The 13,121-nt window shown below is 42.5% G+C and carries 10 protein-coding genes; 8 read left to right on the forward strand and 2 right to left on the reverse strand.

The window, feature by feature from the left end; translation table 11 throughout:
* From A7D14_RS16920 to A7D14_RS16955, 8 genes are all read left to right on the forward strand, one after another.
* A partial coding sequence (locus A7D14_RS16920; RefSeq protein WP_067037273.1) for a CoA-acylating methylmalonate-semialdehyde dehydrogenase occupies nucleotides 1–1,394 on the forward strand: 1,394 nt, incomplete at its 5' end.
* A 22-nt stretch (nucleotides 1,395–1,416) separates the two neighbouring features.
* Nucleotides 1,417–2,751, forward strand: coding sequence for an aminotransferase class III-fold pyridoxal phosphate-dependent enzyme (locus A7D14_RS16925; RefSeq protein ID WP_067037275.1), 1,335 nt, complete (start codon nucleotides 1,417–1,419; stop codon nucleotides 2,749–2,751).
* A gap of 22 nt (nucleotides 2,752–2,773) precedes the next feature.
* Nucleotides 2,774–3,961, forward strand: coding sequence for a P1 family peptidase (locus A7D14_RS16930; protein ID WP_067037276.1), 1,188 nt, complete (start codon nucleotides 2,774–2,776; stop codon nucleotides 3,959–3,961).
* 228 nt (nucleotides 3,962–4,189) lie between these two features.
* Nucleotides 4,190–5,842: a sodium-dependent transporter gene (locus A7D14_RS16940; protein ID WP_067037280.1), complete on the forward strand. Its 1,653-nt coding sequence runs from the start codon at nucleotides 4,190–4,192 to the stop codon at nucleotides 5,840–5,842.
* Nucleotides 5,839–5,994 carry a hypothetical protein gene (locus tag A7D14_RS20135; protein WP_176712443.1) on the forward strand — a complete coding sequence of 52 codons (156 nt, stop codon included), beginning with the start codon at nucleotides 5,839–5,841 and terminating at the stop codon, nucleotides 5,992–5,994. The genes A7D14_RS16940 and A7D14_RS20135 overlap by 4 nt, the downstream gene beginning before the upstream one ends.
* A gap of 92 nt (nucleotides 5,995–6,086) precedes the next feature.
* Nucleotides 6,087–7,571 (forward strand): sulfatase family protein, encoded by a 1,485-nt coding sequence (locus A7D14_RS16945; protein ID WP_218058548.1) that lies wholly within the window; start codon nucleotides 6,087–6,089, stop codon nucleotides 7,569–7,571.
* A gap of 13 nt (nucleotides 7,572–7,584) precedes the next feature.
* Nucleotides 7,585–8,913, forward strand: a complete 1,329-nt coding sequence (locus A7D14_RS16950; protein WP_067037283.1) for an APC family permease — start codon at nucleotides 7,585–7,587, stop codon at nucleotides 8,911–8,913.
* Between the two features lie 34 nt (nucleotides 8,914–8,947).
* Nucleotides 8,948–10,108, forward strand: a complete 1,161-nt coding sequence (locus tag A7D14_RS16955; protein WP_067037285.1) for a trans-sulfuration enzyme family protein — start codon at nucleotides 8,948–8,950, stop codon at nucleotides 10,106–10,108.
* A 4-nt stretch (nucleotides 10,109–10,112) separates the two neighbouring features.
* On the opposite strand, the gene A7D14_RS16960 is transcribed toward A7D14_RS16955, so the two are convergent.
* A complete protein-coding gene (locus A7D14_RS16960) occupies nucleotides 10,113–11,549 on the reverse strand; it encodes an arylsulfatase B (RefSeq protein WP_067037288.1) in 1,437 nt (478 codons plus the stop codon).
* Nucleotides 11,550–11,650: 101 nt separating this feature from the next.
* A complete protein-coding gene (locus A7D14_RS16965; protein WP_083158143.1) occupies nucleotides 11,651–13,030 on the reverse strand; it encodes a sulfatase in 1,380 nt (459 codons plus the stop codon).
* Between the last annotated feature and the right edge of the window lie 91 nt (nucleotides 13,031–13,121).

Genomic DNA, 13,121 nt, shown 5'->3' on the forward strand with positions numbered 1-13,121 from the left:
TATTAGAAGTCAGGTCGCCTTTGGATGGTAAGTTATTGACTTTCGTTCCAATGTCAACAAGGGATACGTTGGATGAAGCAGTAAAAAGTGCGGAAAATGCGTTTCCAAGTTGGAAAAGAACAACCGTAAAGGAAAGGTCACAAATTTTCTATAAGTACCATTCTTTACTTTTGGAAAATCTAGATGAACTGGCCAAGTTGGTCAGGGAAGAGAATGGAAAGACCTACAGTGAAGCCAAAGCGGAAATCGAGAAAAGTATTGAGCTAACCGAATTTGCATGTTCAATTCCACAATTGGTTGGCGATGAGGTCTTGGAAGTAAGCCGTGGGGTAGAGTGTAAAATGGAAAGGAACCCATTGGGGGTCGTTGCCAGTATTGTACCGTTCAATTTCCCCAGTATGGTTCCCCACTGGACCATGCCCAATGCTTTGATGTTGGGAAATACTATGGTGATCAAGCCCTCGGAAAAAGTTCCCTTGAGTATGGTAAGAATTGCAGAATTATTGAAGGAAGCAGGTCTGCCAGATGGTGTATTTAACATTGTCAATGGGGGCAAGGAAATTGTTGAGGCCATTTGCGACCACCCAGGAATCAAAGCAGTTTCCTTTGTGGGTTCAACAAAAGTAGCCAAATTGGTATACAAAAGGGCTACTTCAAATCTTAAACGAGCCTTGGCACTTGGTGGGGCTAAAAATCATTTGGTCGTACTTCCAGATGCCCAAATAGAAATGACTGCGAACAATGTCATTGCATCAGTTACAGGCTGTGCCGGACAACGTTGCATGGCAGCGGCGGCAATGCTGGCAGTTGGCGAGACAAATCCTATTATAGATAAAATTTGCGAAGCAGCCAAAAAATTGATTCCAGGGGAAAATCTGGGAGCGGTTATTAGTCAGGAAGCCAAAGATAGGATTGAGGGTTACATCACCGAAGCTGAGAAACAAGGAGCCAAAATACTTGTGGATGGTAGGAATGCTAAAGTAAAAGGTTCGGAGGGCGGATATTACGTAGGAGCTACGGTGATTGATAATGTTACCCCGGATATGGCAATTGCCAAAGAGGAGGTTTTTGGTCCCGTTTTATCCATTTTGCGCACCAATGATGTTACTGAGGCCATGGCCATTGAAAATGCAAATCCCTATGGTAATGCCGCGGCAGTGTTCACACAGAGTGGGGGGGCTGCCCGTCAGGTAATAGAGAGGGCCTCCGCTGGAATGGTGGGAGTCAATATAGGGGTACCTGTGCCTAGGGAACCCTTCTCATTTGGAGGATGGAATGAATCCAAGTTTGGTGCACTTGACATTACCGGAAAAAGTTCCATAGAGTTCTGGACGCAGTTAAAAAAGGTGACCGTTAAGTGGAATGCCGAGCACGGGGTCAATTGGATGAGTTAATTCATACTAATACATTAAAATTATGTCAATTTTACAGGCAGATATCGACACAATCATAGAGGACAATCTTAACCATACCCTGTTCTCATGGTCAAAACAAAAAGGAATCGCTCCCTTGTGCATAGAAAGTGCCAAAGGTGTATATCTTCATACGTGTGACGGGCGAAAAGTCATAGATTTTTCCTCTGGCCTTATGAATGTGAACATTGGGCATGGACATCCCAGAGTAACACGCGCTGTAGTGGCCCAGATGGAAAAGGTAAGCTATGTTACCCCTGCTTGTGCAACGGAAGTTCGGGGTCAATTGGGGAAAAAGTTGGCGGAAATATGCCCAGGGGACCTGAACAAAGCATTCTTTACGGTCTGTGGAGCCACCGCAATTGAGAATGCCATTAAATTGGCAAGATTATATACGGGTCGACATAAAGTATTGACCCGATATCGCTCATACCATGGGGCAACAATGGGCGCTATGAGTGCAGGAGGAGATCCACGAAGACATAAGGTGGATATACATCAGGGTGCTAATTTTGTCCATTTTGAAATTCCATACCAATACAGGTCTTCCGGTGAAAATTGGGTGAAGGAATGTGAAGAACAGTTGGAGCGGATTGTAGCCTACGAGGGACCGGATAACATTGCTGCCATTCTCATCGAAGGAGAGTCAGGGTCTTCAGGTTGTTTGAAACTGCCTCCAGGATATTGGAAAAAATTAAGGGAAATCTGTGACCGGCACGGAATATTGCTCATAGCCGACGAGGTAATGAGTGGTTTTGGCCGCACCGGCCAATGGTTTGGTGTGGACAATCATAATGTGGCACCCGATCTAATGGCCATGGCCAAAGGCCTTACCAGTGGATATCTCCCATTGGGATGTTTGATGGTAAGCGATAAAATTGCTGCAAAATTTGACGATGAAATGTTGGCTTTGGGTCTTACCTATTCCGCACATGCCACATCTTGTGCCGCGGCATTGGAAGTCATCAAGATATATGAAGACGAAAACCTGATTGAAAATGCGCGGGCTATGGGCCACTACCTTGAAACACAAATAGAGGTTTTGAAAGGGAAGCACCCTTCCATCGGAGATTTCCGAAATACTGGATTACTGGGTGCTCTGGAACTTGTGAAAAACAGGAGCAGCAAGGTGTCAATGGCACCCTTCAATGCCAAGCCGGAGGAAATGAAGGTGATGAGCGAAGTTGCGTCAAAAATAAAGGAATTGGGCATGTATACCTTTGTGAGGTGGGGTTACATTTTTATAGCACCTCCCCTTTGCATAACTAAGAAAGAAATCGATGAGGGCTTGAATATCATCTCTGAGGCATTAAAGATTGCAGATAGAGCAGTAGATTAATCTTAATAAACATTAAATTAATATGACATTGATTAAGAATTGGATTCCACGACTTGTATTTCTGTTTTTGGTTCAATTTACTTGTGCACAGGAGGATGTACGAGCCCGGAATCTGGGAATACCTTTTGAAGGGGAGCCCGGAAAATTAAATGCGGTTACGGATGTTTCTGGAGTTGAGGTAGGTTTGACTACAATTATAGAGGGCAAAGGTACTTTAAAAACAGGTGAGGGTCCTATTCGTACAGGGGTTACTGCTATTCTGCCAAGAGGTAAAAAATATGATCCTGTATTTGCAGGCTGGTACTCTTTTAATGGTAATGGGGAAATGACAGGTACGACCTGGGTGGAAGAATCTGGTTTTCTTGAGGGTCCCATCATGATAACCAATACTCATAGTGTCGGTATTGTGAGGGATGCTGTTATTGAATGGCAATACCAAAATAAATTTTTCAAGCCATTGAACGGAACAACGGATGTTTTTTGGGCGCTCCCCGTGGTAGCTGAGACCTACGATGGCCTTCTTAATGATATCAATGGATTTCATGTAAAGAAGGAACATGCATTTCAAGCATTGCAAAACGCCTCCGGCGGATCTATTAAAGAAGGGGGAGTTGGCGGAGGTACCGGCATGGTTTGTCACGGTTTTAAAGGCGGTACCGGAACTTCTTCACGAATTGTAGGAGTTGACGGTAAAAAATATACAGTGGGGGTTCTTGTCCAAGCGAATTATGGTGTCAGAAGGGATCTTACTGTAGCTGGGGTCCCTGTAGGACAAGAGATAGATGTTCCAAATAATAAAATAAGACTGGGAAGTCAACCTCTAGGCGATACTGGTTCAATTATAGTTGTAGTGGCCACAGATGCACCTTTGATGCCCCATCAGCTTAAACGCTTGGCAAGACGCGTGCCCGTTGGAATTGGTAGAGTAGGTGGTTATGGAGGCAATGGGTCAGGAGACATTTTTATTGCCTTTTCAACGGCCAATGAGGATGCAGCAAACCGTTCAGAGGGCAAAATAATCAATACCATTCCCAATGATTGGATGAGCCCTTTGTTCAAGGCAACTGCGCAAGCAACGGAAGAGGCCATAATCAACGCAATAGTTGCAGGAAAAACTATGGAGGGCATTAATGATAATATCATCTATGGCCTTCCCCATGATAAGCTCATTGAACTATTGAAGAGGTACAACCGCTACAAAGTTCAGTAACCAATAACCAAAACCAACCTTTTATGAAAACCACCAATTCCTTTTTTCCTTTACGTTGTTTATTAGGTTCGTATATTGGGATTCAACAAATTTTAGAAAACACCTTTTTTGTTCTGTTTAACCCAATTGGGATTCATGATTTTGGAAAGGAGGACGTTTTTCAAACTTTCAAAGCCGTTAGGGTAAGGGCACTTTCGCCTTCAATGGGTAAAACCGATTGCAGATAGTATGGGGGTGCGAAAAGATGGATGGGGGACCCGGGTAGGCCTTATTTTGGCAATGGCAGGAAATGCTGTGGGAATGTCAAACTTCCTTCGATTCCCCGTACAGGCGGTACAAAATGGAGGTGGGGCATTTATCATACCATATTTGGTCTGTTTTTTGGTTATTGGAATACCACTTTTATGGGTGGAATGGAGTATGGGAAGGTTTGGTGGAAAGTTTGGACACCATTCCACTCCTTTTATCATGGATACCATGCACAAAAACCGACTATGGAAATATATAGGGGTTTTTGGTATCTGGACAAATATTGCCATTGCAGCTTACTACTGTTATATGGAGTCTTGGACGCTTTCGTATATGTTCCACTCCATTTCGGGCAGTTTTGAAGGGTTGGACCAAAACGGGGTCGCCTCATTTTTTGATAACTATATCAATTTGGGTACCTCAACCTTTGGAATTCCATGGGAACCTGTTCTATTTTTTCTGGTTTGCCTGTTTTTGAATACGTATATCCTTTCCAAAGGTTTGGAAAAAGGTGTTGAAAAGGTGGCCAAGATAGGGGTGCCCTTGCTCATAGTCTTTGGAATTTTCTTGGCCATTAAGGGGTCAACCATAAGCGCAGGTGATAATGGAGCCATATACGATAGTGTTGACGGACTCAATTTTCTTTGGACCCCGGATTTCAGCAGTATTTGGTCCCCTTCAGTTTGGCTTGCCGCAGCAGGACAGGTGTTCTTTACCCTATCAATTGGTATGGGAACGGTGCATTGTTATGCATCCTATGTTAAGGCCAAGGACGATATCGCTTTGAGCGCCATGTCGTCAGGTTGGATGAATGAGTTTGTGGAAGTGGTAATTGGTAGTTTTATTTTGATTCCCATTGGAGTGGCCTATTTGGGCTTGGATGGTTTAAAGGAAATGGTGAACCTGGGAGCGCTTAGCTTAGGGTTCAAAACACTTCCCTATTTATTCATGCAATGGGGTGATATTTTTGGAGCGATTTCATCCTTCCTTTTCTTCAGTCTGTTGTTTTTTGCGGGAATCACATCATCATTGGCCATGGGAACCCCATGGATTGGATTTCTCAAGGATGAGTTCAATTGGAAACATAAACCAGCGGCATGGTCCTTTGGATTGATTATTTTGCTTTTAGCCCTACCGACTATTTTCTTCTTCAAATATGGCGTTTTTGATGAATATGATTATTGGGCAGGAACGGTATCCTTGGTGGTTTTTGCACTGTTGGAATCCATATTGTTTGCATGGGGCTTTGGCATCACCAGAGGGTGGCAGGAAATTACGGCCAATGCAGAAATTAAAGTCCCCAACATCTATAAATACATCATCAAATTTGTAACCCCTGTTTTGCTATTGTGGGTTTTTATAGGTTCTCTGGTAACACCAAAGGACGGCAATTGGGAAGCGGCCTTTCAGGGAGATTGGACGCTGGATGACAGCTCTATCATTAAAACATTGATGAATTCCAAAATAAAGGATAAACTGGCCAATGCCACGGACCCGGATACTATTGCGTTTTTAGAAGATCAATTGTTCTATGTAAATGCTTCCAGATTGTTGCTGTTGTCCGTATTTATAAGTTTTGCCCTATTGGTATATATCGCTTACAAAAGAAGAATAAAAAACAATCAGTCATGAATGTATCTGCTTTGATTTTAATGGTGGTGACCGTGGGCACGGTTGCTGGAGTTACTATTTACTTGTTTGTAAAGGTGCTGCGTACCCCGCCGAATCCAGAGCCTGATTCCTATAATGCCAATGATGACGTGGAAGAACGGCAAGGATTATGATTATTCAAAAAACTTTATTTCCGAAGAGCCTGCGAAATAGGTTGAGTCAAATGATGGGGGTTCTGATCCTTATTGTTATGTTGAACCATACCATGGTTTTTTCACAAGATATGAATCAACCCAATGTCATTATTATAAGTGCAGATGATGTGGGATATGGGGATGTGGGCTGTTATGGAGCTAAAAATATCCAAACACCGAACATTGACCGTTTAGCTTATGAGGGACGAAAATTTACTGATTTCCATTCAGTTTCCGCGGTCTGCTCGCCTTCCCGATATGCCTTAATTACCGGAGAATATCCATTTCGTAATCAATTTACCAGACCATTGTTCTTGAGGGACTCCTTAGTGATTGACACTTCTCTGACAACAATCGCAGATGTCATGAAGAAAGCGGGCTATAGCACTGCAATAATTGGTAAGTGGCACTTGGGGTTTGGTAAGGAGTACCCTGTTGATTGGAACAAGAAGCTTAAACCAGGGCCGCTAGAAGTTGGATTTGACTATTATTTTGGTATTCCCGTACTGAACAGCCATCCCCCATTTGTGTACGTTGAGAATCATGATGTGGTTGGGTATGACAGTAACGACCCCTTTGAATATAGCAAAACGGCAGAAACCCGTTGGTTTCCTGAGAAATGGAAATACCATGATATTGGGGGAGCAAGAGAAGCACATCAACTATATGATGATAGGATGGTGGGCACCACCTTGAAGAATAAGGTGCTGGATTATATTGCAGGGAATAAGGCCAAACCATTCTTTCTATACTTTGCACCTACCAATATACATCATCCATTTACACCCGCGCCAAGGTTTATTGGAACCAGTAAGGCTGGTCGTTATGGTGATTATATGCACGAGTTGGACTGGATAGTGGGGGAGATAATGCAAGAACTTGAAAATAATGGATTGACCGAAAAGACCATATTGGTTTTTACCAGTGACAATGGTGGGATGCTAAACCTTGGAGGTCAGGAAGCTTACAAAGATGGACACAAAATAAATGGGGATTTGTTAGGATTCAAATTTGAGTCATGGGAAGGTGGCCATCGTGTTCCTTTCATAGTTAGATGGCCCCAAAAAATAACCCCGGGAACAATATCAACCCAATTGATGGGAAATGTGGATTTATTGGCCACTATGGCTGCTCTTGTAAACTATAAACTTAAGCAAGGTCAAGCACCAGATAGCTTTAATATGCTACAGGCCATTGTTGGTGAGCCTAAAACTGCTATCAGGGGTCATCTGCTGATAAATTCATCCAAATTGGAAAATGTTTCCCTCCGAAAAGGAGATTGGACATATATAAGCGGTCAAGGCGGTGGTGGTTTTGGACCAAGGGAAGAAGGTAAAAGTGCTTTTGGTGGTCCTAAGGCACTCCAATTTGTTGGACAGGAGAACAGTGATATTGAAAACGGCAAAATTATAGAAGATGCCCCACCAGCGCAACTCTATAATCTATCTGAAGACTTACCTCAATCGAAAAATTTATATAAAGAGCAACCAGAAGTGGTAAAGGAGATGGAAAATGCCTTACGGTTGATAAAAAACTCAATACAAACACGCGAATAAAGGATTGTCCAATATGAAATCTTCAAAACTTAACCTTCTTGAGGTAAGCATGATTGTTGTTAGCCTCGTTATAGGAATGGGAATCTTCCGAACCCCGGTCAACGTGGCGAGGGAATCCACCTCCATTGAAATGTTTTTTTGGATTTGGGCCATAGGGGGAGTGGCCGCATTCTGTGGTGCCCTTACTTATGCCGAAATCGGGTCCCGTTATCCGGTTACTGGAGGGTATTATAAAATCTTTTCGCACTGCTATCACCCGTCAATCGCTTTTGCCATCAATTGTATCATACTTGTGGGTAATGCTTCTTCCCTTGCCGGTGTTGCACTCATTGGATCGGAATACTTGTCTTATGCAGTGTTCCCAGAAAGTGCTGATTCAAAATTTATTAACCTGATATTGGCAACGAGCATCATTATTTTGTTTTATAGCATCAACTTGTTGGGGTTAAAGGCCAGTGCCAAAACATTGAACGTGTTGACGTTCATCAAAATTGGAATGGTGGTTTTGCTGATAGGAGCGGTATTTACCACAGGTCACCCAAGTATTGGCACGCCCATGGAAAGTGTAGGGAGTGGTGACCCTATCTCCTTTTTAAAAGCACTCGGTATATGTCTTGTGGCTGTGAGTTTCACCTATGGCGGATACCAGCAAGTCATTAATTTTGGGGGTGAGGTAAAAGATGCGCCAAAAACCCTCCCAAAAGGTATTTTTATTGGTATTGCCTTTATCCTTATTCTCTATTTGGGGATTAACTATACTTACTATAAAGTCATTGGTTACGAAGGGCTCAAAGAGGCCGATTCAGTTGCGGCTATCTTGGCCGGGGCGCTGTTCGGAGAAAAAGGGTTCTTAATCTTTTCAATTTTATTGTTTCTTTCCGTTCTGGCCTATGTGAATGTTATGTTGATGAGCAACCCTCGGGTCATGTACGCCATGAGCGATGAAGAAATACTCCCGGCAATTTTTAAAAGGACCAATCCACGTTCAAATGTGATGGTCATCTCATTGACTACGTTTACGGCGTTATGCATTTTAACCTTGGTCTTTGCTAAAACATTTGACACCATTCTAAACTATATTATCTTTCTGGATAGTATAGGTATGGTCTTTTCTGCAGCTGCTATTTTTAAATTACGGAAGCAAACGGCCCATTTGGACAAGAAAGACATTTATAGTATACGATTGTACCCTTGGGTGCCCTTGTTCTTCATAGCAAGTTATGTTTTGGCAGGTACAAGCATCGCCTTTACAAATCCAAAGGCAGCTATTGTAAGCTCTATAGTATTTGCGGTGTTTTTTATTTTATATTTCATACTGAAAAAGCTCCGAAAAGCTAAGTAAGCTTCAAGTATTATATTGGGATAAAAGAAAAAAGATGGACGACTCATTTATATTCAATGAATTGGCTGAAAATAGGGAGGACTACTTTGGTGCCGTTGCACCTCCCATTGTACAGACCAGTAATTTTGCCTTTACTAAGGTAGAAGACTTAAAACAGGCTTTAGGTGAAGAGTATTCGGCACATTTATATAGCCGCGGGCTAAACCCGACCAGTGATATCCTCAGGAAGAAATTGGCGGCCCTTGACAAGGCAGAGGATTGTCTGGTTTTTAATAGTGGTGCCTCGGCCATATTTGCAGCAATTCTTGCCAATGTAGCCAGCGGAGACCACATTATTTCAGTAGAAAAGCCCTATACTTGGGCCCAAAAGATGTTCGATGTCATTCTTCAGCGATTTAATGTCAGCACCACTTATGTTCATGGTTCTGATCTGAATCAATTTGAAGAGGCCATCAAACCGAATACAAAAGTTATCTATCTGGAATCGCCCAATTCATGGGAATTTACCCTTCAGGACTTATCCGGTGTGGCCGAGTTGGCCAAGCGTAACAATATCATCACCATTTGCGATAATAGTTACTGTACACCATTGTACCAAAAGCCAATTCTGCATGGAATCGATTTGGTGCTTCAATCCGCGACCAAATACATAGGAGGTCATAGTGATGTGTTGGGCGGGGTATTGAGCGGGAAGCAGGCGATGATAAAAAGAATTTTTGAAAGCGAGCTTCTCAATATGGGAAATGCCACGAGTCCTTTCAATGCATGGCTATTGCTACGGGGATTGAGAACCCTGCCGGTTCGTTTGGAACGTATCAGTAAGACCACCCGTACAGTCATTGATTTTTTAAAGGGCCATAGCCTTGTGGAAGAAGTGATTTTTCCCATGGACCCGAGTTTTTCCCAATATGAATTGGCCAAAAAACAAATGAAAGGGGCTTGTGGATTGTTCACGGTCATACTTAAGACCGATTCAAGAGATCAAATTGTCAAATTTTGTGAGTCATTGAAGCACTTTCTCATTGCGGTAAGTTGGGGAGGTCATGAGAGTTTGGTATTCCCTAAATGTGCCTCAATGGAATCCAATGAGTTTGATCGGCAGAATAGGGAACACCGAATGATTCGCTTTTATACCGGTTTGGAGGATGCGGAGTATCTCATAAAAGATATCCAACAAGCTTTGGGAAAATTATGATGGATTACTTTTCTGAAAGCCCTTGAATTTTCCAATTTTTGGGTGGCTTAAAACCTTCTGGTTTTTTATCATGTGGTGGCAACGCAATGGGTTCAATTTGATCCATTTCGGTAACAATATCCAGTAGATACTGATAGGTCTGTTGATTTTCTTTAAGGATATTGTTCTTTTCGTTGGGGTCTTGTGAAATTTGGAACAGTACATCCTCTTTTAGTTCCATGCGTGGCAGCGTGTGTGGTGTCTGTTCCCCAGTACTGATAAGCTTCCAATCCTGATTTACAATGGCTCCCCTGCCCAGATAGATGTTTCTGTCGTTTATTGGTTTGTCTTTGCCACTTAGAAATGGGTAAAGATTGAGACCATCTGTTTCGTCCTTGCTGAAGGGCGGCAACCCAACAATGCTACGTAGGGTGGGAACAATATCAACATATCCCATGAGCTGATTTATTTTTCTCTCCCCTTTAAAACCTATTGGCCATTTTACAATAGCGGGAACCCTTACACCACCTTCCCATTCCTGAAGCTTCTCACCCCGAAGTGAACCATTGGATGCTGCACCCCATTCCCCATCGATCAGACCTCCATTATCACTATGAAACAAAACCAAAGTGTTTTCTGAAATCCCCAGTTCATCAAGGGTTTTCAAAATTTCCCCAATGCCGTCATCCATATTGGTGACCATAGCTGAGAAGATTTTTCGTGCCTTTTCCTTTCGGTTTTTTACATCTTTAAGGATATTATCTTTAGCTCCATACATTTTTAAATACTTCTTTTGGGCTTGGAAGGGAGTGTGTGGTGCATTATAGGCGACATATAGGAAAAAAGGGTTGTCGTACTTGGCATACTGTTTAAGGCTTTTAACGGCTTCTTCGGTGATTAAATCGGTGGTGTAACCTTTGTCATGGGAAACCTCATAATCCCGGTGCCAATCCGGTTCACCCTCTCTTTTATGGCTGAAATAATCAATTGCACCATTAAAATGTCCATAAAAATGGGTGAACCCTCTTCGCAAGGGGTGATACTCTGGCTTGGAATGTCCTAAATGCCATTTTCCTATGATCGCGCGGTGTTCATAACCTGCCTCGGCCAGCATTTCAGGTAAAATCTTCTGTGAGCTATCCAATCCAAAATCAAACCAAGGCCTTACCACAACCTTTCGCAAACCAAACCTATCCGGATATTGCCCCGTAAGCAAACCGGCTCTGGTAGGGGAACATATTGGGGCCACATAATAGCGGTCCAGTTCAATGCCTTCCTGAGCAAGCTTGTCGATATTCGGAGTTCTTATTTCACTCCCATGGTAGCCAACGTCACCCCATCCCAAATCATCGGCCAGAATAATGATAATATTTGGTTTGTCGGTTTCTTGTGACCAAACATTGGTCCCGAATATGGCAATTAAGACCACAAACACTAATTTTAGTGGTCTTTTGCATATCATGCAGAGTTGGTGTTGAGTTAAATTAAGAGGTAGGAACATGTTGCGATGATTTTAATGACTGAAATTTGTAGGTCAATCTAGGGTTATTGTTCTCTACGGATTCAATAAAACCAATAGAGCGCTCCGTCAATAGAAAAGTTGCGCATCTTCTCCTTGAGTTCAGCCACAATTTCTGGATGGTCTTTGGCTTGGTTTATCCGTTCTGATGGGTCTACGTTCAAGTTGTACAATTCCGGTTTCAGATAGTAGTTCATGGGCCGGTCAGGTCCTTGAAAAGGAGCAATTCGCAATTTCCATGGGCCGGAGCGCACGGCCTCCAAGCGTTCCTTTTCAAAATAGTAGAAATCTCTTTGCCCATCAAACTCTTGGTTGCCAGTGAATAAAGGAGAAATATCCGTACCGTCTATGACTCTGTCCGTTGGGGGTTTTGCACCTGCTGCTTTGGCTAAAGTTGGCAGTACATCCATAATGGTAACCATTTCTGAACTTACGGTTCCAGGTTTGATTTTTGCAGGCCATTTAACGATAAAAGGTACCCTAAAACCGCCTTCGTAACTGTTAATTTTACCACCTCTCAACAAACCAGTTGTTCCAGCATCCCATGGTTTTACAATGTCCTCCGAAAACATTCTGCTGGACATAAAATTCCAAGGTCCGTTATCACTCAAAAACAGAACAATTGTATTTTCTTCAACACCATTTTTCTTCAAGGCACTGGCAATTTGTCCCATGCTCCAATCAATTTCTTTCAAAACATCCCCATACCTTCCAGATTTGGACTTGCCCCTGAAATCGGCAGAAGCCTCTATAGGTACATGCGGCATATTATATGGTAGATAGAGGAAAAATGGTGCATTTTTCTTTGAGCTTTTGTTTATGAAATCTACCGCTTCCATGGTATAGTCCTTGGTTAGGTCGCTTTGTTCCCATTTTTTGTCAAGGGCATTTTCATCCCTATATAATTGTAAGGGAACTTCGGTCTGGACCCATGGGGCCATCATATCATTGCTGGTTATCAGGCCATAGTACTCATCAAATCCTTGTGATGTTGGAAAAAACTCTTTTTTTGTTTGACCTAAGTGCCACTTTCCAACACATTTTGTTGTATATCCCACTTCTTTCAACACCTCGGCGATGGTCACCTCACTATCGGGCAGACCTTTTTCCGATTCAGGGTAGATTACCCTTGGTAAGCCAACCCGTAAAGGGTAACGACCGGTTAACAGTGAAGCCCTTGCCGGTGTGCAAGTTGAAGCGGAGGAATAAAATGACGTAAACCGTATTCCCTCATCTGCCATCTGGCTTAAATTCTCTGTCTGGTTCAATGGATGTCCATAAGACTCCAAATCTCCATAGCCCAAATCATCGGCCATGACCAAGACAATGTTTGGTTGGGTTGGTTTTTGGGCAATTGAAATCAGTGGAAGTAATAGGAGTAGGACAAAAATTTTGGACTTTGGCCAAATGCAATTTTGTGACATGATACAATGGTTCAAATTAAAATTAATTGAAAATAATAATTACAAAAATATAATCTTAAAAAAACGAAATTAAAAAAATATAGACAATAAA

The sequence above is a fragment of the Allomuricauda sp. CP2A genome (genome assembly GCF_001683915.1).
Taxonomy (GTDB): domain Bacteria; phylum Bacteroidota; class Bacteroidia; order Flavobacteriales; family Flavobacteriaceae; genus Flagellimonas.